The sequence below is a fragment of the Pseudomonas sp. BNK-15 genome, assembly GCF_047456105.1.
In the GTDB taxonomy this organism is placed as follows: domain Bacteria; phylum Pseudomonadota; class Gammaproteobacteria; order Pseudomonadales; family Pseudomonadaceae; genus Aquipseudomonas; species Aquipseudomonas putida_E.
On the sequence record NZ_CP179898.1, the window covers coordinates 1,921,284 to 1,946,638 of the forward strand.

Annotated in this window: 20 protein-coding genes and 1 pseudogene; 12 read left to right on the plus strand and 9 right to left on the minus strand. The window is 56.4% G+C overall.

The genetic code is table 11. From position 1 onward, the window contains the following. Positions 1 to 21 precede the first annotated feature (21 nt). From ACMGF5_RS08805 to rpmH, 9 genes and pseudogenes are all read right to left on the minus strand, one after another. Entirely contained in the window at positions 22 to 894 is an 873-nt protein-coding gene (locus ACMGF5_RS08805) for a ParB/RepB/Spo0J family partition protein (protein WP_046786784.1), read from the minus strand. A 9-nt stretch (positions 895 to 903) separates the two neighbouring features. After that, positions 904 to 1,695 carry a ParA family protein gene (locus ACMGF5_RS08810; protein WP_012316952.1) on the minus strand — a complete coding sequence of 264 codons (792 nt, stop codon included), beginning with the start codon at positions 1,693 to 1,695 and terminating at the stop codon, positions 904 to 906. An 18-nt stretch (positions 1,696 to 1,713) separates the two neighbouring features. Continuing rightward, positions 1,714 to 2,364 carry a 16S rRNA (guanine(527)-N(7))-methyltransferase RsmG gene (gene rsmG, locus ACMGF5_RS08815; protein WP_115273204.1) on the minus strand — a complete coding sequence of 217 codons (651 nt, stop codon included), beginning with the start codon at positions 2,362 to 2,364 and terminating at the stop codon, positions 1,714 to 1,716. Next, positions 2,361 to 4,253 carry a tRNA uridine-5-carboxymethylaminomethyl(34) synthesis enzyme MnmG gene (gene mnmG, locus ACMGF5_RS08820; protein WP_012316954.1) on the minus strand — a complete coding sequence of 631 codons (1,893 nt, stop codon included), beginning with the start codon at positions 4,251 to 4,253 and terminating at the stop codon, positions 2,361 to 2,363. The genes rsmG and mnmG overlap by 4 nt, the downstream gene beginning before the upstream one ends. Before the next feature lie 514 nt (positions 4,254 to 4,767). After that, a complete protein-coding gene (gene mnmE, locus ACMGF5_RS08825; RefSeq protein WP_115273205.1) occupies positions 4,768 to 6,138 on the minus strand; it encodes a tRNA uridine-5-carboxymethylaminomethyl(34) synthesis GTPase MnmE in 1,371 nt (456 codons plus the stop codon). 86 nt (positions 6,139 to 6,224) lie between these two features. Continuing rightward, entirely contained in the window at positions 6,225 to 7,907 is a 1,683-nt protein-coding gene (yidC, locus tag ACMGF5_RS08830; protein WP_115273206.1) for a membrane protein insertase YidC, read from the minus strand. Positions 7,908 to 7,909: 2 nt separating this feature from the next. Then, positions 7,910 to 8,154 (minus strand): annotated as a pseudogene (yidD, locus tag ACMGF5_RS08835) (membrane protein insertion efficiency factor YidD). Further along, on the minus strand, positions 8,147 to 8,551 hold the full coding sequence (gene rnpA / locus ACMGF5_RS08840; protein WP_080516507.1) for a ribonuclease P protein component: 405 nt from the start codon (positions 8,549 to 8,551) through the stop codon (positions 8,147 to 8,149). Before rnpA ends, yidD begins: the two are co-directional and overlap by 8 nt. A 13-nt stretch (positions 8,552 to 8,564) precedes the next feature. Further along, complete coding sequence (rpmH, locus tag ACMGF5_RS08845) at positions 8,565 to 8,699, minus strand: 50S ribosomal protein L34 (protein WP_003253163.1); 135 nt, start codon at positions 8,697 to 8,699, stop codon at positions 8,565 to 8,567. 583 nt (positions 8,700 to 9,282) lie between these two features. Between rpmH and dnaA the strand changes: the two genes are divergently transcribed. The 12 genes from dnaA to ACMGF5_RS08905 all read left to right on the plus strand — a co-directional run bounded on the left by dnaA (position 9,283) and on the right by ACMGF5_RS08905 (position 25,326). Beyond that, complete coding sequence (gene dnaA / locus ACMGF5_RS08850) at positions 9,283 to 10,818, plus strand: chromosomal replication initiator protein DnaA (RefSeq protein WP_046786788.1); 1,536 nt, start codon at positions 9,283 to 9,285, stop codon at positions 10,816 to 10,818. 40 nt (positions 10,819 to 10,858) lie between these two features. Beyond that, complete coding sequence (gene dnaN, locus ACMGF5_RS08855) at positions 10,859 to 11,962, plus strand: DNA polymerase III subunit beta (protein ID WP_012312006.1); 1,104 nt, start codon at positions 10,859 to 10,861, stop codon at positions 11,960 to 11,962. Positions 11,963 to 11,977: 15 nt separating this feature from the next. After that, a complete protein-coding gene (gene recF / locus ACMGF5_RS08860; RefSeq protein ID WP_115273207.1) occupies positions 11,978 to 13,081 on the plus strand; it encodes a DNA replication/repair protein RecF in 1,104 nt (367 codons plus the stop codon). 4 nt (positions 13,082 to 13,085) lie between these two features. Continuing rightward, positions 13,086 to 15,506, plus strand: a complete 2,421-nt coding sequence (gene gyrB / locus ACMGF5_RS08865) for a DNA topoisomerase (ATP-hydrolyzing) subunit B (RefSeq protein WP_046786790.1) — start codon at positions 13,086 to 13,088, stop codon at positions 15,504 to 15,506. 837 nt (positions 15,507 to 16,343) lie between these two features. Then, positions 16,344 to 16,982: a TnsA endonuclease N-terminal domain-containing protein gene (locus tag ACMGF5_RS08870; RefSeq protein WP_011953077.1), complete on the plus strand. Its 639-nt coding sequence runs from the start codon at positions 16,344 to 16,346 to the stop codon at positions 16,980 to 16,982. Continuing rightward, positions 16,963 to 18,921, plus strand: a complete 1,959-nt coding sequence (locus tag ACMGF5_RS08875) for a DDE-type integrase/transposase/recombinase (RefSeq protein ID WP_011953078.1) — start codon at positions 16,963 to 16,965, stop codon at positions 18,919 to 18,921. The genes ACMGF5_RS08870 and ACMGF5_RS08875 overlap by 20 nt, the downstream gene beginning before the upstream one ends. Then, positions 18,918 to 19,877, plus strand: a complete 960-nt coding sequence (locus tag ACMGF5_RS08880; RefSeq protein WP_010951429.1) for a TniB family NTP-binding protein — start codon at positions 18,918 to 18,920, stop codon at positions 19,875 to 19,877. Before ACMGF5_RS08875 ends, ACMGF5_RS08880 begins: the two co-directional genes overlap by 4 nt. Before the next feature lie 75 nt (positions 19,878 to 19,952). Next, positions 19,953 to 21,869 (plus strand): TniQ family protein, encoded by a 1,917-nt coding sequence (locus ACMGF5_RS08885; RefSeq protein ID WP_010951430.1) that lies wholly within the window; start codon positions 19,953 to 19,955, stop codon positions 21,867 to 21,869. 56 nt (positions 21,870 to 21,925) lie between these two features. Then, positions 21,926 to 22,285 carry a histone-like nucleoid-structuring protein, MvaT/MvaU family gene (locus tag ACMGF5_RS08890; RefSeq protein ID WP_010951431.1) on the plus strand — a complete coding sequence of 120 codons (360 nt, stop codon included), beginning with the start codon at positions 21,926 to 21,928 and terminating at the stop codon, positions 22,283 to 22,285. Positions 22,286 to 22,931: 646 nt separating this feature from the next. Next, positions 22,932 to 23,774: a TIGR04255 family protein gene (locus ACMGF5_RS08895; protein WP_010951432.1), complete on the plus strand. Its 843-nt coding sequence runs from the start codon at positions 22,932 to 22,934 to the stop codon at positions 23,772 to 23,774. After that, positions 23,771 to 24,454: a transcriptional regulator gene (locus ACMGF5_RS08900; protein WP_126404318.1), complete on the plus strand. Its 684-nt coding sequence runs from the start codon at positions 23,771 to 23,773 to the stop codon at positions 24,452 to 24,454. The genes ACMGF5_RS08895 and ACMGF5_RS08900 overlap by 4 nt, the downstream gene beginning before the upstream one ends. 2 nt (positions 24,455 to 24,456) lie before the next feature. Further along, positions 24,457 to 25,326 carry a hypothetical protein gene (locus ACMGF5_RS08905; protein ID WP_153443019.1) on the plus strand — a complete coding sequence of 290 codons (870 nt, stop codon included), beginning with the start codon at positions 24,457 to 24,459 and terminating at the stop codon, positions 25,324 to 25,326. Positions 25,327 to 25,355: the final 29 nt, after the last annotated feature.

A 25,355-nucleotide genomic window follows, 5' to 3' on the forward strand; every position in this document is an offset into this window, starting at 1 on the left:
CGCGCTACAACTGGAATTGTTTCAGCGGATGTGAGCAAGGACGCCCTGCAACTCGTCGAGCGAGTTATAGCGAATAACCAACTGGCCTTTTCCCTTGTTTCCGTGACGAATCTGCACCGCGGAGCCCAGGCGCTCTGCGAGCCGCTGTTCAAGGCGCTCGATATCCGGATCAGGTTTGCTCGGTTCTACCGGGTCAGGTTTGCCACTGAGCCACTGGCGCACCAGTGCCTCGGTTTGGCGCACGGTAAGCCCACGTGCGACAACATGACGCGCCCCTTCTTCCTGGCGATCTTCTTCAAGACCGAGCAAAGCACGTGCGTGGCCCATCTCCAGATCACCATGGGCAAGCATGGTCTTGATCGCTTCAGGCAGCGAGATCAGGCGCAGCAGATTGGCCACGGTAACCCGCGACTTGCCTACGGCATCGGCTACCTGCTGCTGGGTCAGTTCGAACTCCTGTTGCAGGCGCTGCAGGGCCAGGGCCTCTTCCAACGGGTTGAGGTCCTCTCGCTGGATGTTCTCGATGAGGGCCATGGCGATGGCCGCTTCATCAGGCACTTCCCGCACCATCGCCGGGACGGTGTCCAGGCCAGCCTGCTGCGTGGCCCTCCAGCGGCGCTCACCGGCAATGATCTCGTAGCGGTTGCCATCGATCGGGCGCACCACGATCGGCTGCATCACACCGTGCGTGCGAATCGAGTGCGCCAGTTCTTCCAGCGCCTGCGGATCCATGTCACGGCGCGGCTGGTATTTACCGCGCTGGATCAACTCGACCGGCAGGTGTTGCAGTTCTTTCTGGTCGATCTTGACAGCCTGCTCTTCGAGCGCGCTGACGGAAGGACCACTGAGCAGTGCATCCAACCCACGTCCGAGACCCCGTTTCTTAACGGCCATGCGGATTCCTTAAGTTGTTTGTGCAGTGCGTGATTGACGGCGTTGACGGCGAACCAGTTCCCCGGCCAGGGCCAGATAGGCCAGTGCGCCACGCGATTGCTTGTCGTAGGCCAGCGCCGGCATGCCAAAGCTCGGTGCCTCGGCCAAGCGGATGTTGCGCGGAATGACGGTATCGTAAAGCTGCTCGCCGAAGTGCTCCTTGAGCTGCGCCGATACATCGTTGTTCAGGCTAAGACGCGGGTCGTACATGGTGCGCAGCAGCCCTTCGATCTTCAGCTCCGGGTTCAGACGGGCGGCAATGCGCTTGATGTTATCCACAAGGTCGCTGAGACCTTCCAGTGCGTAATACTCGCACTGCATCGGAATGATCACGCCATCGGAGGCGACCAGGGCATTGAGCGTCAGCATCGACAGCGACGGTGGGCAATCGATGAGGATGAAGTCGTAATTCTCGCGGATAGGCGCCAGGGCGTTGCGCAGGCGGCTCTCCTTGACCTGCATTTCCAGCAGCACCACTTCCGCGGCAGTCAGGTCGCGGTTGGCCGGCAGCAACTGGAAGCCACCATGCTCGGAGTAGTGCATGGCCTGGGCAAGGTCGCATTCCCCGATCAGCAGGTCGTAGACCGAGTGTTCGAGTTCGTGTTTGTCCACACCGCTGCCCATGGTGGCGTTGCCCTGCGGATCGAGGTCGATCAGCAGCACACGACGCTTGGTCGCAGCCAGCGATGCGGCGAGATTGATACAGGTGGTGGTTTTACCCACTCCACCTTTCTGGTTCGCGATTGCGAATACCTTAGCCATTGTTGCGTGTGTTCCCAGTCATGCCTTGCGGCGCAGTATCAGCAGATGGCGCTGGCCCTGGCAACCTGGAACGGTCAGGGCCTGCTCGCTTTCCACTGTGAAGTCTGCGGGCAATGCTACCAGTTCATCGGCAGGATGCAGCCCCTTCATTGCAAGCCATTGCGTCCCGGTGTCGCCCAAGTGGCGGGTCCAGTTGGTGAAGTTCTCCATGCTGCTGAAGGCGCGAGAGATGATGCCCTTGAACGGCTGTGCTGGCTGGAAGGCCTCGACCCGGCTGTGGATAACCGTGAGGTTGTCCAGTTTCAGCTCCATCTTCACCTGGGTGAGGAAGCGGGTTTTCTTGCCGTTGGCGTCCAGCACGGTTACGCGTTTGTGCGGATGCAGGATAGCCAATGGAATCCCGGGCATGCCACCGCCGCTGCCGACATCAAGCCAGCTATCGCGATCGCTGTGGATAAAACCCATTACGCTGAGGCTGTCCAGCAGATGGCGCGAAACCATCTCGTTCGGGTCGCGCACGGCCGTCAGGTTGTAGGCTTTGTTCCATTTGATCAACAGGGCCAGGTAGCCAAGCAGCCGTTCGTGCTGCTCGGCGCTCAGCTCGACACCGAGCTGGCGTGCACCTGTGGACAACTCTTCAGCGTGTTGCGGGGTGACCAAGGAACTCAAGCGCTTTGCTCCAATTCGCGGCCAGCGCCGCGTTTTTTCAGATGTATCAACAACAGGGAAATTGCCGCTGGTGTCACGCCAGGGATCCGCGAAGCCTGGCCCAGCGTCTGCGGGCGAGTCTGGCCGAGCTTGCCCTGGATTTCCTTGGACAGGCCGGAAATCGAGGTGTAGTCGATATCCACAGGCAGGCAGGTGTCTTCACTGGCACGCAGGCGAGCGATCTCGTCCTGCTGGCGATCGATGTAGCCAGCGTACTTGGTCTTGATTTCGACCTGTTCGGCAACCTGTGGATCGATCTGTTCGCCGCCGGTCGCTTCGATCAGCCCGGCGTAGTCCACTTCCGGTCGCGCCAGCAGGTTGAGCAGGCTGTATTCGTGGCTCAGCGGGGTACCGAACTTATCCACAACGGCCTGGCCCTGCGGGGTATTCGGGCGTACCCAGGTCGATTTCAAGCGCTGTTCCTCACGCTCGATGCCGTCACGCTTGGCGCAGAACGCGGCCCAGCGCTGGTCGTCGATCAGACCAAGCTCACGACCTTTCTCGGTCAGGCGCAGGTCGGCGTTGTCTTCGCGCAGGATCAACCGGTATTCGGCTCGCGAAGTGAACATGCGGTACGGCTCCTGGGTACCCAGGGTAATCAGGTCGTCGACCAGCACTCCGATGTACGCCTCGTCACGGCGCGGGCACCAGCTTTCGCGGCCCTGCGCGCGCAGTGCGGCGTTGGTACCGGCCAGCAGGCCTTGGGCGCCGGCTTCTTCGTAACCGGTAGTGCCGTTGATCTGGCCAGCGAAGAACAAGCCACCGATAACCTTGGTCTCGAGGCTGTACTTGAGGTCACGCGGATCGAAGTAGTCGTATTCGATGGCATAGCCCGGGCGCACGATGTGCGCATTTTCCATACCGCGAATCGAGCGCACCAGCTCCAGCTGCACGTCAAACGGCAGCGAAGTGGAAATGCCGTTGGGGTACAGCTCATGGGTGGTCAGGCCTTCCGGCTCGATGAACACCTGATGGCTTTCCTTGTCGGCAAAGCGATGGATCTTGTCCTCGATCGACGGGCAGTAACGCGGGCCGACACCTTCGATGACGCCCGAGTACATCGGCGAACGGTCGAGGTTCGAAGCGATGATTTCGTGGGTACGCGCATTGGTGTGGGTAATCCAGCAGCTGACCTGACGCGGGTGCATCGCGGCGTTGCCCATGAACGACATGACCGGGATTGGTGTGTCGCCCGGCTGTTCGGTCATCACCGAAAAGTCCACCGAACGACCGTCGATACGCGGAGGTGTACCGGTTTTCAGACGACCGACGCGCAGCGGTAATTCACGCATGCGGTGGGCCAGGGCAATCGACGGTGGATCGCCAGCGCGGCCGCCGGAATGGTTCTGCAGGCCGATGTGGATAAGGCCACCCAGGAAAGTGCCGGTCGTGAGCACCACCGAATCGGCGAAGAACCGCAGCCCCATTTGCGTAACCACGCCTTTGACCTGGTCTTGCTCGACGATCAGGTCGTCACAGGACTGCTGGAATATCCACAGATTTGGCTGGTTTTCCAGGATTTCGCGAACCACGGCCTTGTAGATGGCGCGGTCGGCCTGTGCACGGGTGGCGCGAACAGCCGGGCCCTTGCGGTTGTTCAACACGCGAAACTGGATGCCGCTCTTGTCAGTGGCCAGTGCCATGGCACCGCCGAGCGCATCGATCTCTTTGACCAGATGGCTTTTACCGATGCCACCGATGGCCGGGTTGCAGCTCATGTGACCGAGGGTTTCCACGTTATGGGTCAGCAGCAGGGTTTTCACACCCATGCGTGCAGACGCAAGCGCAGCCTCGGTACCGGCATGGCCGCCGCCGATGACGATCACTTCAAAACGGGAAGGGAAATCCACCACGCACCTCGTGCCTGTTTTTGCGAATAGAGAAGGTAAGCGGACAAGTATAGGGACTTCACCCCCTCTAAAGAAACCTTTTGCGCAAATTTTGACCAGGCTGTGGATGAGTGGCTGATAACAGAAACTAGAGAGAAGAAATTTAAAAAAGCTTTGTTTTTATGTTTATTCTTATGCACGCACCAATCTGTGGATAACGTTCTACATCCCTCTGGATTCGCCATGTAGAAGAAAATTAAACCCTGTGGTTGGAGTGCCATGAGGGCTATGGATAACCGGATTTAGCCTGTGGATGAAATGCCTACTTACCCACAGGGCAGGTTTTCCTCAGAAAAAAAGCATGCTTATCAACGGAGCTGAAGCCGACTTTTCCACAGGGCTCAGGAGCGCTTTTTCAGGCCGGTGATTAAAAATCTGCAGCTACAAAACCCTGTCCGAGACGCCCGAGCCCCAAATCTCAGGCAAAAAAAAGCCGCTCCAGGAAGAGCGGCGTCGTGAATGGTTTGGCTAAAAGCTACTTACCGATGCAGAAACTCGAGAAAATCCGCCCCAGCAGGTCATCCGAACTGAACGCGCCCGTGATTTCCCCCAGCGCGTGCTGGGCCTGGCGCAGGTCCTCAGCCAACAACTCTCCGGCCCCCGCCAAGGTCAATTGCGCACGACCGTGCTCCAGATGAGCACTGGCCTGGCGCAGGGCATCGAGGTGCCGCCGGCGTGCGCTGAAGCCACTCTCTGCAGTCTGTTCATAACCCATGCAGGCTTTGAGGTGATCGCGTAACAGCAGCAAGCCCTGATCGTCACCTTTGGCGCTCAAGGTGATGGTTACATGACCGTCATCGCACTGTTCCAGCCCTACGGGTTCGCCGCTGAGGTCGGCTTTGTTGCGAATCAGTGTGACCTTGCCCGGATCAGGCCTTTGATCAAGAAACTCCGGCCACAGGGCGAACGGATCACTGGCCTCAGGGGCGGTGGAGTCGACCACCAACAACACTCTGTCGGCTTCGCCTATGGCCTTGAGTGCGCGCTCGACGCCTATCTTTTCCACATGGTCGTCGGTGTCGCGCAAACCGGCCGTATCGACGACGTGCAGCGGCATGCCATCGATGTGGATATGTTCACGCAGGATATCCCGCGTCGTACCTGCGATGTCGGTGACGATTGCCGCCTCACGACCGGCCAGTTGATTCAGCAGGCTCGATTTGCCTGCATTCGGCCTGCCGGCGATCACCACCGTCATGCCGTCACGAAGCAGCGCACCCTGCCCGGCCTCACGCTGCACTGTGGACAACTCGGCACGCACTGAGTCGAGCATCGACAGGACGTGGCCATCGGCAAGAAAGTCGATTTCCTCCTCGGGGAAGTCGATCGCTGCCTCGACATAGATCCGCAGCGCGATCAGTGCTTCAGTCAGGCTGTGCACACGTTTGGAGAACTCCCCTTGCAACGAGCGCAGGGCGTTGCGTGCTGCCTGGCTGGAGCTGGCTTCGATCAGGTCGGCAATCGCTTCGGCCTGGGCCAGGTCGAGCTTGTCGTTGAGAAACGCCCGCTCACTGAACTCACCCGGGCGGGCCAAGCGGCAACCCACCTGCACGCAGCGTTGCAACAGCATGTCCAGTACGACCGGGCCACCATGCCCCTGCAATTCGAGCACGTCCTCACCGGTGAACGAGTTGGGTCCGGGGAAGAACAGTGCAATACCTTCATCCAGCACCAGCCCTTCCTGGTCGCGAAATGGGCCGTAATGGGCATGGCGCGGTGTCAGTGTGCGGCCGGTTATGAGCTGGCCAGCCTTGGCCGCCAATGGGCCGGACAGCCTGACAATACCCACCCCTCCACGTCCTTGTGCGGTTGCGATGGCAGCGATGGTTTCACGCACAGTGTTCATGCTCGAAAGCCTCTACGACAAAAACGACAGATAGCAAAAACGCCCCCGAGGGGGCGTTTTTATTCACAGGCTAGCGCAGTAGCCCGTCAAGCAGCAGCTTTTTTGGTCGCTGCTTCAATACGGCGGGTGATGTACCACTGCTGCGAAATCGACAGGCAGTTGTTCACAACCCAGTACAGCACCAGGCCAGCCGGGAACCACAGGAAGAAGAAGGTGAAGATGATCGGCATCATTTTCATCACCTTGGCCTGCATCGGATCCGGCGGCGTCGGGTTCAGGCGCTGCTGGATGAACATGGTAGCGCCCATGATGATCGGCAGGATGAAGAACGGATCCTTGATCGACAGGTCGGTGATCCACAACATCCATGGGGCCTGGCGCATTTCTACGCTTTCCAGCAGCACCCAGTACAGGGCCAGGAACACAGGCATCTGTACCAGGATCGGCAAGCATCCACCCAGTGGGTTGATCTTCTCTTTCTTGTACAGCTCCATCATCGCCTGGGACATCTTCTGGCGATCGTCACCGAAGCGCTCCTTCAGCGCGGCCAGCTTCGGCGCTACGGCACGCATGCGCGCCATCGAGCGGTAGCTGGCGGCCGACAGCGGGAAGAACAGGCCCTTGATGAGCATGGTCAAAACAATGATCGACCAACCCCAGTTACCCAGCAGGCTGTGGATATGTTGCAGCAACCAGAAGATCGGCTGGGCGATGAACCACAGGAAGCCGTAGTCGACAGTCAGTTCCAGGCCTGGGGACAGTTCCTTGAGCTTGGACTGGATCTTCGGGCCAGCGTACAGCATGGCGCTGGTTTCGGCCTTGCCGCCAGCCGGTACGCTGATGGCCGGGCCGGTGTAGCCGATGATGTAGTTGCCCTGGCTGTCCTTGCGGGTCTGAACGACATTGTTGTCCGACTTGGCAGGGATCCAGGCAGTTACGAAGTAGTGCTGCAGCCAGGCAACCCAGCCGCCAGACACATTTTCTTTCAAACTACCTTTGTCGATGTCCTTCATCGACACTTTCTTGTACGGCTCGCCAGCTGTCCACAGGGCAGCACCCAGGTAGGTGGCGGTACCGGTGGCGGTGCTCGAGGACGGGTCACCACTGGCGTCACGTTTGAGCTGGGCAAACATGTTGCCGCTCCAGGCCTGACCACTCTGGTTGTCGATCAGGTAGCTGACGGTCAGATCGTACTCACCGCGTTTGAAGCTGAAGCGCTTGATGTAGTTCACACCGTTGTCGCTGAACTTCAAGTCGACCACCAGTTGTTCCTGGCCATCAGCCAGCTGGAAGGACTTCTGCTCTGCGGCGTACAGCGGACGGCCGGTGGAGCGCGCATCCGGGCCGTTGGCACCGGTCAGGCCGCTCTGGGCCAGATATACGCGCTCGCCACCGTTGTCGAACAGCTGGAACGGAATGTCCGGATGATCCTGACGACGCGGGTACTTCGGCAGGTTCAGCTGGACGATGTCACCGCCGACTGGATCGATAGCCAGTTCCAGGACATCGGTCTTGACCCGGATGAGATCCTTGCTGAGTGCAACAGGTGCCAGTTCGGCAGGGCTCGACTCGGCGTTGGCGCTCGGTACATCGGCGCTGGCGCCGTTGTTAGCGGCCGGTACGCCATCGGGCAGGCCCGGAGCAACAGTGCTGGCAGCAGTATTCTGAGTCGGCAAGGCAGCCTGGCCGTAGTCATCGTTCCACTTCAGGACCATGACGTAGGACACGATTGCCAGGGCGGCGATCAGGATCGTGCGTTTAATATCCATGATTACTCGGCTATCGAAGAAGTTCGGGAGGAAGGCGCGGGGGAACGGGATCGAAACCGCCGTCGTTCCACGGATGACAACGCCCCAGGCGACGAACGGTTAGCCACCCGCCACGCAAGAGGCCATGGGTTTCTATGGCTTCCAACGCATAACAGGAGCAACTGGGGTAGAAACGACAGTGGCTGGCCATCAGAGGACTGATGGCATAACGGTAAAACTGGATCGGAACGAGTGCCAGTTTACGCATCTTGGCTGTCTACCCCTGCGGAATCGGCGTTAGCCGCTGGAGTGGGCCGGCTGCGCGCCAGGCGTTTCCAGAGCTTGCCAAAGTGTTGGTGCAATTCCGGGTTTTCTATCTCACCCAATCCCTTGCGCGCGACGATCACTATGTCCAGGCCAGCGAGCATTTGCTGGTGCAGACGGAAGGAATCGCGCATCAAGCGCTTGAGGCGATTGCGTTGAACGGCAAGCTTGACGCTCTTCTTGCCAATCACCAAGCCAAGGCGTGGATGATCGAGACCGTTCTCGCGAGCAAGGATCAGCAGGTTTTTCCCTGGAACCTTGCCGGTTGGGGAGTCGAAGACCGCTTTGAAATGCCGGGGTGTAAGCAGTCGCTTTTCCCGACTGAAGTCCTGACTCACCACCTTTGCCGAAAGATCAAATGGCCAGACGCTTACGGCCTTTGGCACGACGACGCGACAGAACAGCACGGCCGTTCTTGGTAGCCATACGGGCACGGAAGCCGTGGGTGCGAGCGCGCTTGATGGTGCTTGGTTGGAAAGTACGTTTCATGGCGTGTTACCTGGTTTGTCGACAACGGGCCGGAATGGCCCCCTTTTTAAGAGATCGGCGATTCTAGAGAAAGCAAGCCAATAGGTCAATTTCCAACCAGCCTTTCCTTATGGAAGGTGCTTTCAGCGATCGAGCGGGGCGGCGTCTGGTCGGGCAGGCAAACGGATGACAAAACTAAAAAAAAGAAGAGACATATAAAAAGCTTTTCTGAATAACTTATAAATCTTAGGTGGATAAGTTTCTGTGGATAACCTTCTGCAGGCCAAATATTACGGGCTGTACAGCGATCAGAAACATTGTCCACAACCCGTGCTGCGCTTGTGCTGGGCCTGCGTACAGCCTGTGGATGAAAAGACTCATTATCCACAGGTGAGTTATCAACAGATCTTGACCCTGGGTTGTGCATAGCCCTTATGGCGGGTTATCCACAGAGCTTATTCACAGTCCTTCAGGGTCGTTTTGGTCGCTAAATGGCTGTTTTGCCATGGCTCATAATGTTTCCACATGTGGATAACTGATCGCTTGACCGGTACAATGGCCGTTTGTTTTTGCCTCATCCGGCTTTCAAACTCAGGGGATATCCGTGTCAGTGGAACTTTGGCAGCAGTGCGTGGAGCTTCTGCGCGATGAACTGCCTGCCCAGCAATTCAACACCTGGATCCGTCCGCTACAGGTCGAAGCCGAAGGCGACGAGTTGCGCGTGTATGCGCCTAACCGTTTCGTTCTCGATTGGGTGAATGAAAAGTACCTCGGCCGTCTGCTCGAACTGTTGGGTGAGAACGGTAGCGGCATCGCGCCTGCCCTTTCCTTATTAATAGGTAGCCGTCGCAGCTCCGCACCGCGGGCCGCGCCCAATGCCCCGGTCAGCGCTGCAATGGCTGCGTCCCTTGCGCAGAGCCACGCGCAGCCAGCAGCCGCGCCAGTCATGGCTGTTGCTGACCCGGTCTCGGTGCCCACTGCTGAACCTGCGCAGGCCACCGACATGGCCGAGGCGTCGTCGCGAGGCAGCTATGATTCGATGGCGGACAGCGCTCCGGCACCTGTCGCGCCGGGGCGTACCGAACAGCGCAACGTTCAGGTGGAGGGTGCGCTCAAGCACACCAGTTATCTGAACCGTACGTTCACCTTCGAAACCTTTGTCGAAGGTAAATCGAACCAGTTGGCCCGGGCAGCCGCCTGGCAGGTTGCCGACAACCCGAAGCATGGCTACAACCCACTGTTCCTTTACGGTGGCGTGGGCCTGGGTAAAACGCACTTGATGCATGCTGTGGGTAACCACCTGCTGAAGAAGAACCCGAATGCCAAGGTGGTGTACCTGCATTCCGAGCGCTTCGTCGCGGACATGGTCAAGGCGTTGCAGCTCAACGCGATCAATGAGTTCAAGCGCTTCTACCGTTCGGTCGATGCGCTGCTGATCGACGATATCCAGTTCTTCGCCCGCAAGGAGCGTTCACAGGAGGAGTTTTTCCACACCTTCAACGCATTGCTCGAAGGTGGCCAGCAGGTGATTCTCACCAGTGACCGCTACCCGAAGGAAATCGAAGGTCTGGAAGAGCGACTGAAGTCGCGTTTCGGCTGGGGGCTGACGGTGGCTGTCGAGCCGCCGGAGCTGGAGACCCGCGTGGCGATCCTGATGAAGAAGGCAGACCAGGCCAAGGTCGAGTTGCCGCACGATGCCGCTTTCTTCATCGCTCAGCGTATTCGCTCCAACGTACGTGAGCTTGAAGGGGCATTGAAGCGCGTCATCGCCCACTCGCACTTCATGGGCCGCGACATCACCATCGAGCTGATTCGCGAGTCGCTGAAGGACCTGCTGGCGCTGCAAGACAAGCTGGTGAGTGTGGATAACATTCAGCGCACCGTGGCCGAGTACTACAAGATCAAGATCTCCGATCTGTTGTCCAAGCGCCGTTCGCGCTCTGTAGCGCGCCCGCGTCAGGTGGCCATGGCGTTGTCCAAGGAGCTGACCAACCACAGTCTGCCGGAGATCGGCGACATGTTTGGCGGCCGTGACCACACCACCGTGCTGCACGCTTGCCGCAAGATCAACGAACTGAAGGAATCCGACGCGGACATCCGCGAGGACTACAAGAACCTGCTGCGCACGCTCACCACCTGATGGCCGCCAGCGCAGCTAATTGAAGGCAAGGGACTAGACCATGCATTTCACCATTCAACGCGAAGCCCTGTTGAAACCCCTGCAACTGGTCGCCGGTGTCGTCGAGCGCCGTCAGACCTTGCCGGTCCTGTCCAACGTACTGCTGGTCGTGCAAGGCCAGCAGCTGTCGTTGACCGGTACCGACCTGGAAGTCGAACTGGTAGGCCGCGTCCAACTGGAAGAGCCGGCCGAGCCTGGCGAAATCACTGTCCCGGCGCGCAAGCTGATGGACATCTGCAAAAGCCTGCCGAACGACGTTCTGATCGATATCAAGGTCGATGAACAGAAGCTGTTGGTCAAGGCCGGCCGTAGCCGTTTCACCCTGTCGACCCTGCCTGCCAACGACTTCCCCACTGTGGAAGAAGGCCCAGGTTCGCTGACCTGCAACCTTGAGCAGAGCAAACTGCGTCGTTTGATCGAGCGCACCAGCTTCGCCATGGCTCAGCAGGATGTACGTTACTACCTCAACGGTATGCTGCTGGAAGTGTCGCGTAATACCCTGCGTGCCGTGTCTACCGATGGGCATCGTCTGGCGCTGTGCTCCATGAGCGCAGCCATCGAGCAGGATGAGCGTCATCAGGTCATCGTGCCACGTAAAGGTATCCTCGAACTGGCGCGCCTGCTCACCGACCCGGAAGGCATGGTCAGCATCGTCCTGGGCCAGCACCACATCCGTGCGAACACAGGCGAGTTCACCTTCACGTCCAAGCTGGTCGATGGCAAGTTCCCTGACTATGAGCGTGTACTGCCCAAGGGTGGTGACAAGCTGGTCATCGGCGATCGTCAGGCCTTGCGTGAAGCGTTCAGCCGTACCGCAATCCTTTCCAACGAGAAGTACCGCGGTATCCGCCTTCAGTTGGCTGCCGGTCAGTTGAAAATCCAGGCAAACAACCCGGAACAGGAAGAGGCGGAAGAAGAGATCAGCGTGGACTATGACGGTGCATCGCTTGAGATTGGCTTCAACGTCAGTTACCTGCTGGACGTATTGGGTGTGATGACAACGGAACAGGTTCGCCTGATTCTCTCCGATTCCAATAGCAGTGCTCTGCTGCAGGAAGCCGGCAATGACGACTCGTCTTACGTTGTCATGCCGATGCGCCTGTAACCTGTAGCAGGCCAAATGTCCCTTCGACGTATCATGGTCACCGCGGTGCGCAACCTGCACCCGGTGACCCTCTCACCCTCCCCCCGCATCAATATCCTCTACGGCGCCAACGGCAGCGGCAAGACCAGTGTGTTGGAAGCTGTGCATTTGCTCGGGTTGGCCAGATCGTTTCGCAGTACCCGACTCAATCCCGTCATTCAGTACGAGCAGGCTGCGTGTACGGTTTTCGGCGAAGTACAGTTGGGCGAAGGCGGCACCAGCAACTTGGGTGTGTCGCGCGAGCGGGCGGGCGACTTCACTATCCGTATCGATGGGCAGAATGCCAAGAGCGCCGCGCAGCTTGCAGAACTACTGCCCCTGCAGCTCATCAACCCAGACAGTTTCAGGTTGCTTGAAGGCGCGCCGAAGATCCGTCGCCAGTTTCTGGATTGGGGAGTGTTCCACGTGGAACCTCGCTTCATGCCAGCTTGGCAGCGTCTGCAGAAGGCGTTGCGGCAGCGGAACTCATGGTTGCGGCATGGTACACTTGACCCAGCTTCGCAAGCCGCCTGGGACCGGGAATTGTGCCTGGCCAGCGCGGAAATAGATGAATACCGTCGCAACTACATCAAGGCCTTGAAGCCCGTCTTCGAGCAAACCCTGAGCGAACTGGTCGAGCTGGACGGGTTGACCCTTAGCTACTACCGAGGCTGGGACAAGGACCGGGAACTCAACGAAGTACTCGCCTCTTCTCTCCTTCGCGATCAGCAGATGGGCCATACCCAGGCCGGTCCGCAGCGTGCTGATCTGCGTCTTCGTCTGGCTGCTAACAACGCAGCCGACATCTTGTCGCGTGGTCAGCAAAAGCTGGTGGTCTGTGCATTGCGCATCGCCCAAGGCCACCTCGTTAGTCAGGCTCGCCGCGGCCACTGTATTTATCTGGTGGATGACTTGCCGTCCGAGTTGGACGACCAGCATCGCCGTGCACTGTGCCGCTTGCTAGAAGAATTACGCTGCCAGGTGTTTATCACCTGTGTAGATCACGAATTACTGAGGGAAGGCTGGCAGACGGAAACGCCAGTTGCTTTGTTCCACGTGGAACAAGGCCGTATCACCCAGACCCACGACCATCGGGAGTGAAGGCATGAGCGAAAATCAAACGTACGACTCTTCAAGCATCAAGGTGCTGAAAGGTTTGGATGCCGTGCGCAAGCGTCCCGGCATGTACATTGGCGACACCGATGACGGTAGCGGCCTGCACCACATGGTCTTCGAAGTGGTCGACAACTCGATCGACGAAGCCCTCGCCGGGCACTGCGATGACATCACCGTCATCATCCACACCGATGAATCCATCAGTGTGCGCGACAACGGTCGCGGCATTCCGGTCGACGTGCATAAAGAAGAAGGCGTTTCTGCAGCCGAGGTCATCATGACCGTGCTGCACGCCGGCGGTAAATTTGATGATAACTCCTACAAAGTTTCCGGCGGCCTGCACGGTGTAGGTGTTTCGGTAGTAAACGCCCTTTCGGAAAAGCTGGTGCTTACCGTTCGCCGTAGCGGCAAGATCTGGGAGCAGACCTACGTTCATGGTGTTCCACAGGCGCCGATGGCCGTTGTGGGCGAAAGCGAAACCACCGGCACCCATATTCATTTCAAGCCTTCGGCTGAGACCTTCAAGAATATTCACTTCAGCTGGGACATCCTGGCCAAGCGTATTCGTGAACTGTCCTTCCTGAACTCTGGCGTTGGCATCCTGCTGAAAGACGAGCGCTCGGGCAAAGAAGAGTTCTTCAAATACGAAGGCGGCCTGCGTGCATTCGTTGAATACCTGAACACCAACAAGACTCCGGTCAACTCCCAGGTGTTCCATTTCAACGTCCAGCGTGAAGATGGCGTGGGTGTTGAAGTTGCCCTGCAGTGGAACGACAGCTTCAACGAAAACCTGCTGTGCTTCACCAACAACATTCCGCAGCGCGATGGCGGTACCCACCTGGTTGGTTTCCGCTCTTCGCTGACCCGTAGCCTGAACAGCTACATCGAGCAGGAAGGCCTGGCCAAGAAGAACAAGGTTTCCACCACCGGTGACGATGCTCGTGAAGGCCTGACCGCGATCATTTCGGTCAAGGTGCCGGATCCGAAGTTCAGTTCGCAGACCAAGGACAAGCTGGTCTCCTCGGAGGTGAAAACCGCCGTGGAACAGGAAATGAACAAATACTTCGCCGACTTCCTGTTGGAAAACCCCAACGAAGCCAAAGCGGTAGTCGGCAAGATGATCGACGCTGCCCGTGCCCGTGAAGCGGCGCGCAAAGCGCGTGAAATGACTCGCCGTAAAGGCGCGCTGGATATCGCGGGCTTGCCGGGCAAACTGGCGGACTGCCAGGAGAAGGACCCTGCCCTTTCCGAACTGTACCTGGTGGAGGGTGACTCCGCAGGTGGCTCGGCCAAGCAAGGTCGTAACCGTCGTACCCAGGCGATCCTGCCGCTGAAGGGCAAGATTCTCAACGTCGAGAAAGCACGCTTCGACAAGATGATCTCCTCCCAGGAAGTGGGCACACTGATCACCGCACTGGGCTGTGGCATCGGCCGCGAAGAGTACAACATCGACAAACTGCGCTATCACAACATCATCATCATGACCGATGCTGACGTTGACGGTTCGCACATCCGTACCCTGCTGCTGACCTTCTTCTTCCGTCAGCTGCCAGAGCTGGTCGAGCGTGGCTACATCTACATTGCCCAGCCACCGCTGTACAAGGTGAAGAAAGGCAAGCAGGAGCAGTACATCAAGGACGACGAGGCCATGGAAGAATACATGACCCAGTCGGCCCTCGAAGATGCCAGCCTGCACCTGGATGAGTCTGCGCCGGCCGTTTCCGGCGTTCAGCTGGAGGTTTTGGTCAACGAGTTCCGTGGTGTGATGAAGACCCTCAAGCGTTTGTCTCGCTTGTACCCGGAAGAGTTGACCGAGCACTTCATCTACCTGCCGGAAGTTACCCTGGAGCAATTGGGCGACCATGCCGTCATGGAGAACTGGTTGGCCAAACTGCAGGAGCGCCTGAGCAACAGCCAGAAGTCTGGCCTGATGTACAAGGCCACCCTGCGCGAGGACAAGGAGCGCAATGTGTGGCTGCCTGAAGTGGAAATCACCTCGCACGGCCTGGCCAGCTACATCACCTTCAACCGCGATTTCTTCGGCAGCAACGACTATCGCACGGTGGTCAACATTGGCTCCAAGTTGTCGAGCCTGCTGGGTGAAGGTGCTTACGTACAGCGCGGTGAGCGTCGCAAGGCGATCGTCGAGTTCAAGGAAGGCCTGGATTGGCTGATGAACGAGACCACCAAGCGTCACACCATCCAGCGATACAAAGGGCTGGGTGAGATGAACCCGGACCAGTTGTGGGAAACCACCATGGACCCAACTGTACGTCGCATGCTCAAGGTCACCATCGAAGACGCGATTGCCGCCGATCAGATCTTCAACACCTTGATGGGTGACGCGGTTGAGCCTCGCCGCGACTTCATCGAAAGCAACGCGCTGTCGGTTTCTAACCTGGACTTCTGATCAGGTTGTAGGTTCACAGAAAAGCTGCACGCTTTCACAAATAGATGACCGGCCGGGCTTCAACCATGGCCCCTGTCGGTCACCATCAAGCCCGCCTTCGCGGGCTTTTTTTTGCCTGGAATTCCTGCCGGGGCGCCCTACTCCGCTCATTGGAAAATGATGCAGATGGGGGGATTTGAGGAAGTGATTTGATGGGGCGCTGGAAGTGCTGAGAGGGTCGGCGGGCGGATCTGAGCAGCAGAGAGATTGAGAGGACTTTAAAACTAATATTTGAACACCTTAATAGTTAATTAAGCGTACGTGTTAAGTATTAATTTGAACAATTTAGTATGGAAATGGAATTTGGTGGAAGTTGCCATTTTGGATTTTTTGTAGATTTCGAAGGGATGTTGGAATAAGATCTATGACCAACTTTTCCGCTTTGCACTGAAGATTTTCAGCCAAATCAGCTGTTTGAAGCGAGAGCTTCAGACCTGATCCAAATTGCTCCAGCGATCACGAAGTGGCCGTTTAGAAATAAAGAGAGCAAGCCGATTGCTTTAGATTCTGATCAGTCATGAGAGTCATGACCAATGAGAGAAAAGGAGACCTGAAAATGTAGAAAAACGCGATCAATCCCGAGAGGACTGACCGCGCTTAGCGAAGCAGACTTGCGTCCTCAGAACCCGCAATGTCTGCTTTTTCGAAGCGACTGTCAATCCTCTCCCATTTTTTCGACCTTAGCGAGGTTACTCGACGGCACAGTGTTGCCTGTCGAAAGGCCTCACTTCGCCCGCCCTGCGCCTTGATTTTTTGGCGCAGCGTCGGCGCTCGTTTCGAGATTTTCGGAGGTGTTTCATGACAGTACGAAAGGTGGTCACGCGGCGGTCCAACCATTACCGCGGCTACTTCCCATCGCTCAAAAATAAAAAGCCTGTGCCCTGGGAGTCCCAGCTCGAAGGCGCTCTTTTTCGGCTTCTTGAGCTGTCTCCTGCGGTCATCGGCTACGTCCCGCAGCCCAGTGAGGAACGTGTTCCATCGCTCCAGGGCTACTTCAAATATTACCCAGACGTACAGGTTTTCCTCGCGGATGGGCGCGAGTGGTGGTTTGAAGTGAAGCCTCACGACCGACTGAAGATTGCCAGCGTCAGGCAGCGACTGGATGCCGCTGAGCGCTACTTCAACGCCACTGCCCGTAACTTTTCGGTGATCACTGAAAAGTTAATTGAAGCTGAACCCCTGGCTACCAATCTTAGAAGGCTGATGTATCACCGGCGCGGTCCAGAGCTTTCGCATCAGGCGTTGGAGGAGGTAATGGCGACCTTCAACGAATGGCCGCCTATGACCGTTGCAGATCTGCTCTACGTGGTTGGTGAGGGGAAAGCCTGGCGCTTGTTAGGCCTTGGGGTGGTGGGCATTGACCTTGATAGGTCAATTGACACTGACTCCCCGGTCTTCCTGCAAGGGGGGCACCGTCATGCAAACCTTTTCCCTTAGGGTGAAATTGGTCGTCATCGTTCGTGGCGTACTGATGGTGCTTGAGAAGAGGCTTATTGACCGGAAGCTGCTCTTTTTCGATGAGCTTGGTGAGCCCACGAAGCTATCCGAGAAGGAGTTCTATGAGGCCTACGAGAAGCGCGAGATCGAGATCTCCGCTGATCAGCCATACCTTGGGAGGGTTCCGTATGTGCGGAACGTCCCTCCAGATATTTCATGCTTCCCCAAAAAACATGGAGATGAGGCATTGCGTCGACGCAAGTATCTGGACGACCTAACTAAGCGCGGTAAATACAAGCTACCGGGTGACGAAGACATGATCAAGAAGCTTAGAGATATCGCCAAAAAGATTGGGGATGCGTGCGCACCCTCGGTTTCCACTATTCGACGTTGGGCAGCCAAATACATTGGCCAGAACGTAGTAAAGCTTATCCCTCAGCATGCCAAAAAGGGTCGGGCTGCCGCGATACAGGGAGAGCTCGAAGTTATTCTTGAAGGGGTGATTAATAAAACCTACCTGCAGGATACGATTCCAGCGGTCAGCGTGGTCGTTTCAGAATTCGAGGATCAGATAAAAGAGAGGAACAAAAGTCGTTTGCCTTCGGATCAGCTCAAGATCCCAAGCGGAATGACTGTCCGAAGGTACATCGCCAAGCTGGATCCGTACCTTGTGGATAAGGAGAGGCTCGGAAAACACGCAGCAGACAAGAAGCACCGTGTTGCGGCGGGTGTCCTACGTGTCCATGAGATTTTGGAACGTTGGGAAATTGATCACACCTTGTTGGACGTCCAGCTTGTGGATGAAACCTCGGGGCTGTGCATTGGGCGCCCCTATCTGACGATCGTCCTCGACCGCTTCTCTCGAATGGTGATGGGATATTTGCTCCACCTGTCGGCGCCAAATACGGAAACCGTGCTTCGTGTGATCGAACGCTCAATCCGTCCAAAAGCCGAATTGCTGAAGCGCTTTCCGAAAGTGAGAAATGAATGGTGGGCACGTGGGCTGCCGGCTCGAATAGTCCCAGACAACGCAGCGGAATTTCACGCGGGCGATCTCATCATGGGATTCAACGAGTTGGGTATCGAGATCATGTATCCCGCTTCAAGGGCCCCTCAAAGGAAAGGTGCCGTCGAACGCTTTTTCAGCACACAGAACCTGGGGCTTATCCACAACCTCCCGGGTACCACCTTCTCGAATATCCAGCAGCGTGGCGATTACGACTCGGAGAAGAATGCATGTTTCACGCTCCCTCAATTGGAGGCGGTGGTAGTGAAATGGATCGTCGATGGTTACCACCAGACTCCTCATCGGGGGCTGGACAACAGAACACCGGCTCAAGTCTGGGGGACTAGCGAGGCGAACCATGTCATCAGCCTTCCCGTCGACCTGGACTCGTTGGAGTGCATTCTGGCCAAGCGGGCCTCGGTGAAGGTTCACCATTACGGCATCGAGGTTGCCAAAGTGGGCTACCACTCTACGGAACTTGCTGAGCTCCGTATGCGTTTGGCAGACGGAGAAAAGGTAAACGTCCGCTATCGAGACGAAGCCGGGCACGTTTGGGTTCACGACCGCTTCAGAAACTTGTTCTTCAAAGTGCCCGCCAAAGATGAGCGAATGGCCGGTAAGAGCAGGGAGGTGTGGAAGGCTGCCGAGAAAGCGCTGCGAGAAAAATATAATGAGCAGCCTAGCTTCGAGGCTACGCACAGGTGCTACCAGGAAATTATGGAAGATGCAGACGAGGCCCGCCGTTCGCAGACGCTCAGAAAACGACGCGCAGCTGCCATAGCGAAAATCGACAAGGAGGGTCGAGTGACCGAAAGCACGCCTCCACCCAAGGTACTCGCTGAAGTGGAATGGACCGGTGACTCTATTCCTAACATTCCGCCAGCAGCCTTCAAGGTCTCGGTTCGTCGCCCTGCTGGGAGTTCTAAGCCATGAACGCCATCAATCTGTACGAATGCTACGAGCATGGTGAATACAGCTTTACGCTCCGCGATCGTTTTATTCACAGCCCTCAAGTCGAGCGAGCGTTGACGCGACTAGGCGATATCCACGGCGATAGTCGGCGTACCAGAGCAAGTAAAGGGTTGCTGATCCAAGGTCCAAGCGGAGTGGGCAAGAGCACATTGGTCAAGGAGTACATTCGGTCATTGGAGGAATTGGAGAGCCATGACCCACAGAAGCGGACAGTTCTGTTCGTCGAGATGCCTTCGTCTCCAACCAAAAAGAACCTGGCAGCAGCCATTTTGGCAGAGCTGAAGGATCCCTTCGCAGAGGCACGAGGACATTCGGCAGAGGTTAAATTTGCGCGAGTAGTCCTGCTGCTGAAGAACCTTGGCGTGGAGATGTTGGTCCTCGATGAGGCGCAGCACCTGGTCGATTATCGTCGTAATGGTGCGTATGAGGCAGCAGACTGGATCAAGAGTCTGATGAATGAAACCAGTATCGCGTTTGTTCTGATTGGGCTGAAGCGCACCGAAAATCTCCTGCTAGCAAACGAGCAACTGCGACGCAGGTTTTCGGCCACGGTGGCATACGATCGCTTCACCTTCTCCGCTAATACGTCTCTTCATTTCGTGATGTTGTTGCAGGCAATCGAGGGCGAACTGCCTGTTCAAACCATCAGTTTTGTAGAGCCAGCGATGATTAAACGCTTCTACCTGGCTTCCTATGGATTGATCGACTACCTCATCAAGATTGTGGACAGGGCTGTTTGGCTGGTTCAAGTCCAGGACCTTGTCGGGATTGAACTTCCTGTGCTGGCCCAGGCTTTTGAAGACGAGGTTTGGAGCTACGCCACCGAGGATCGAAACCCCTTCAGTGCGAGCTTCAATTTCCAGCCTCTGTTCGGGAAGCGGGAGCCGTTTGAGACGTTCGAAGAGAGCAGTACCTGACGGCCAAGGGCCGGGCTTATCGGCCCGGCTCTACTCCCCTGATTTTTATGTCTTCGATTTCATGGATGTGTAGGAATGTTTGGTCTTTTAATCAACCCACGACCACACCAAGACGAAAGTCTTTTGGGGTACCTGCAGCGCCTGGCGAAAGCCAACGGATTACCCAGAAAGGAACTGCTCACCGCCTTTGCACGAGCCGACGAGACCGATGTTGCGGACTGGCTGCAGATGATGGAAGGACCACTGAGCTGGCCTGCGGTATCTGCTGAGTTTCGTGATCCAAGGCCCAAGGGGGTCAAGTTATGGACGACTCATCACGCTCGTTACTGTCCGATCTGTTTGGGCGAAGCCGGTTATTGGAGAGAAAGCTGGGGCTTGACCCTGGTTACGACGTGTTCTGTCCACGGCACTGAACTCCACGGGCGGTGCCCCAACTGTCTGAAGGAAACCGATCCAAGCGCAATGAGTGCGAATAGTTGCCAAGCGTGTGGCACCTCATTGAGTGGGACCAATTTTGAGATCGCGCCGGCGAGTGATACGGCCGCCTGGCTCACCTCTGGCTTTGAAGATAGGTTTTACGCCGACTCGTTGCCAGCTGACGCGGGATTGGCGGCCCTCACCTACGAACAGTTTCACGAGTTGTCATCGCGTCTCGCTGTCAGAAGTTTGCCTACGGAAAGAACCCAGCCGCTGAAGGTTGCTGATTCGGGTTCGCTAGAGATATCGCGGCTTATGGCAAACGCGGCGGGCGTGGTTCTCATGAACTGGCCTCTCGCATTCAGAGAACTGCTGAGTGGCCTCAAGGCAGTCCATTCCGATAACGAACATTGGACGCTCAGCAGATCGTTCGGCCCGATATACCACGACATCCACCGTGATCTGGATGACTCTTGTTTTGACTTTCTTCGTCGAGAGTTCGAATCATTTCTGCAGCATGCGTGGGAAGCACCGTTAGCGAAGCGAAATCGCAATTTGAGTGAGGAGACGATTGAGAGACATCGTTGGGTGTCGTTCGATTCTGCTGCTGAAGCTTGTGGTCTCGGGGTATCAGTCATAAAACGCCTTCATCAGGAGGGACAAATCGCCTATCGGGAGAAGGTCCATGAAGATCGAGTCTTTACGGTCGTGGACCTGGATCATTTGAAGGCAATCTCGCAGCATCTCCAGGGCGTGGCTGATATGAAAGAAACCTCGACTTTGCTAAGCCTCTGTCGCAATCGGGTTAGGCAGCTGCTAGCTGGTGGTACCCTCCAGTTCTTTGGTGGAGAACCGCGCCCAGGCGAAAGGTGGCTGATTGACTGCCGCTCGATCAACGAATTGATTGATGAGAAGCTGCCTACCAGCTCTGACCAGAGCCTGGTGTCGATCAACTACTTGGCCAAGCATTCTCTGCCCAAGGGGGGTGGGTTGGTCGAGTTGGTTCAGGCAATACGTGCAGGTGAACTTCGCGCTTACGGCCCAGCTGAGAATGGCTCGGTTGCGGTAGGGGCGTGGTTACTCAAGCCGCAAGATTTTGCAGCGTGGCAACAAGCCCGAGCTGAGAACAAGAGTCCGGTCTTTCCCGGCCTGTCGGTAGTCAAGGCTGCTGCGCTGTTAGGCGTCAAAGAACAATGCGCATACGCGTTCGTTCGACTGGGTCTGCTATGGAGCACTGCTGTCGAACGAGGCCGGCGTACGCAATTGATGGTTAAGCCTCAAGCCATCGACAGATTCAGGCGTGGCTATATCTTGGGACCGGAGATTGCGGTGTATTTGGGGAAGTCGACCAGGGAGGCGTTCAAGCACCTTTGGGAGGCCAGGTTTCGCCCCGTTGCGGGGCCATCCATTCCAAACGCGGCTTGCCGGCAGTACGTTTGGGTAAGAAGCAAAAAGCTGATCGATTACCTCGCAAGTGAAGCCGCCCAGATCGACGATCCTGAAGCCATCACGTTTTTATCCACACCGATCGCTCAGCCTCGTGATTGCCGATTCAGGCATGTGGGATCAAGATAGTTAGCACGCTTTCTTTCTTGATTGCTAAAATCATCGAACCCATTTTGGAGAATCTTATGTCCCGTCTCGCTGAATTCCGCCTGCTCGAACAACAGCTCGCAGCCCAACTGGCGGAGCTGGAAGCGCTGAAAAATGACTCTGCCCTGAAGCAGGAAATGGAATTTGAAACGAAGCTGCGCAGTTTGCTCAACGAGTATGGCTACGGCCTGCGCCAAGTGGTGCTGATCCTCGATCCGCAAGCGGTGGCTTCCACTGATATGGCCCCAAAAACCTCTCGGAAACCACGCGAAGTGAAGGTCTACAAGAATCCACACAGCGGAGAGGTTGTTGAGACCAAGGGTGGTAATCAGCGTACGCTTAAGGCCTGGAAAAACGAGTATGGCGCTGAGGTAGTCGAGTCTTGGCTCGCCAATTGATTGCACTGCAGGCGGCTTCTGGCACGAGATGAATCGTGGTGCGCCCCGAATGCAAATTCCCATTCTGGGGCGTGACGAAATTTTCTGCGGGTGGTGGTGACACACAGTTTATGCGCATTAAATAGAGGTCCACTTCAAAAAATGGACTCTCCAAAATGCGGAATGCTCTCGTCTCAATCTCAGTGAACACCATCGCAAGCCTCCTGACTGCGCTTGTGCTTCACTGGATCACCCCTCCTCTTTCCGACCTCTCCATTCAGCCAATCACGGCCTCAAACTCTGGATCCAAGAGCTCTTCGTGCTCTTCGTAGATGAGAAATCTGGACCAGACAGCACGTTTCTGAACCACCCCATCAGAGCAAGCGTTCCCCTGGATTGAGCTATCTGGTGACGATTCGTTGAGTTTCTTCTCACTGCTAGGAAGAGCTCTGATTAAAAATTCGTGCTTCCTCAGAGGCTTAGCGATGGTGTCTGTAGAGGCTTTTCTGGAATGACGAGTAAGCTCCTGATGGAGGCGTTTTCTGCACTCCATTCCTCACGGGGACCGCTTGTCAAATCGAAAGGCCCTGCTATACAGTTCTTGTCAAAGGATTTGTCAAATGATGTAGAATCCGGTCCCTCGTTGGGGAGCGGTGGAGGAGTTAACATGTCAGAACGCGAAGGGGTCTTAGCAAGGGCGCCGCTTATCTATGCGTTGAGCGTAATCAGATTTGCCCCGATTCTTAAGCTGCCAAAGCTGATCCCAGACATTCAGCACACGATCCGTCAGAGCCTCCCGGGCTTCTTCCAGATGGTCAAGGGCGTGCCGCCTGGAGTGATGCACAGCGGAGAACCGAATTCTTGGGCGTTCCTTAATCGGGATGCTGACTACGCGTGCGTGCTGGCCATGGATCACATGATCCTGCAAAGCACAAATTATCTTCATTTTGATAACCACTTAGCGCTTTTCCGTGAGTGCATTGAGGCGCTGGTAGGGCAAGCAGGTGCATTGGATATCACCGCTATCGGGATGCGGTACGTCGATAAAATTGAACCAGCTGAAGGTGAGACCCTAGCCGACTACCTTCCGGAAGCCATGCTCCCACTTAAATGCGATGAGCTAGCGGCGCATGGGAAAGTCCCCAAGGAGCAGCTTGGAATCTCTACTACCACCTACCATCTAGATCCGGAGTATCTGCACATCAGATGCTGGCGGCAGACTGGTATGTGGATACCGGAAGATTTGGTCGAGCCGGCCATGGTTTTCGAAATTGCTAAGCAATCGAGGAATTCATCCAAGCATGGTGCTCCTCTGCAAGGTGCATTTGTGCCTGTTAGCGAAAATGGTGCTCTTCTCGATACGGATGCGCATTGGCCGCTGCAGTTAGCCGAACGACTGGGAACCGAGGAGATCTGCACGAGACTCGACGGTTTGCATAAGACTGCTAACTTTGCTTTTAGGACAGTCGCGAAAGATCATGCCTTTGAGGTTTGGGGGAAGGCGAAATGACTACAGCAATGAATGGGCAATGGATTGATCCTACCGGGGCTGCTGTAAGCAGATCTTCTACTTGGGAAAACCCTGAAATTGCTCCGCGTGTAGGTAGCACGACAGCAAACCCTGTATTGGCGATTGCTTTCACAGCGATGCTGGCCGTTTCGGTAGTAGTCGCTCCTGGGACTGCCTCCCTGCCCTATCCACAACTTATCGGCTCAGCAGGCATGAGCTTTCATGGCGTGCATGCTGGTGCCTGGACCGAGGTGGACACCAGCCAGGATGCCAATGTTACCGAAGACGTAGCGCCGGCCTTAATCGAGGAGCTTAGGAGCGACTTCAAGTTGTCAGATAGCTCCATCGCGCAGATCTTCAACGTGTCTCGTCAGACCGTGTACAATTGGCGGACTGGAAAAACCGCCACTGGTTTTCCCGAGAGGCTTGCGGCTTTAACTGAGGCGTTGCGCCAAGTTAACGCCGAAGAAGCGCAGTATCTGCATCGGGTGCTTTTCTATCCAACCGCCGATGGCCGCCTGATTCAGGATGCGCTTTCGGATGAAGCGTGGAATCGAAATGGCGCTAAAGGTGTGTACGGAATGGTTGCGGAGTTGGCTGGCAAGGCGCAGCAGCTACGTGATAGGGACCTCAAAACCATCGCCAGGTTAGAAAAATCGGGCGGTTCGAATTTGGTTTGATTATGGCTGATACACCTGAGCAAGAGATCGTAAGTGCCATTAGCGCTGCTGGTTGGCTGCAAGGAGATACCGTCTCAGGTGACGCCTTGATTGAACACATATCCGAGGAGGTCCTGAAAGGCCAATTCGAGGGGGTGGCTCCAGCTTATTGGATGTTGGCCTCCCATTCCTGCACGGTGCATGCACGCAACCTTTGTGATGCGCCGTGGATAGAGTGGATTGCCGTTAAGGTAAAGAAAAAGGCCTTCGATAAGCAGCTGCACGCCCTCAATCCACGTACGCTGCACCTGCAGCACGCGGAAAAGCAGGTTATGGAGCTCAAGATTCACAAGCGTGTGTGGACCAAGAGAGCCGTGCTTCCGACGCTCCACCGAAATCCGGTAATCACGCTGAGCGAAGAAAACGGTCAGTATTTCTCATACTGGATGTCCCACCATTACAACCGTATTGCGATGCCGGACGAGTTGGTCAACCGCCTGAAGGCAGACCAAGGTGACGACGGCATGAAGGGCATCGCCGTGCTTGTCGACGATTTCCTCCATCAGAACAACCAATTTTTCGCTAGTGCTTGGGTTTCCTTCAACCCCAAGGGCGAGATTCGCGACCCGGCTGAGCCCTACGAGGTGGTGTTCCGGTTTTTGACCAAACGAGAGCACGCCAGGCGCGCAAATGAGCTGCACGACCAGCTGAATGAAGTGCTCGGGGTGGCCAGAAATCTCAACGATGGGCTGTACTTCGGTGGAGCAGACGTCACGGTGCTACAAGACTTTACCATGCTCGATGCGGAAGACTTCGTGCGGTACAACCTTCACGACTGGCTCAGTGTTGGGGATACCGATGAAGATGAAGAAGGTGCCGATGATGCTGACTGAGCTGCTATCGGCCTCCCCTTTAGGATCTG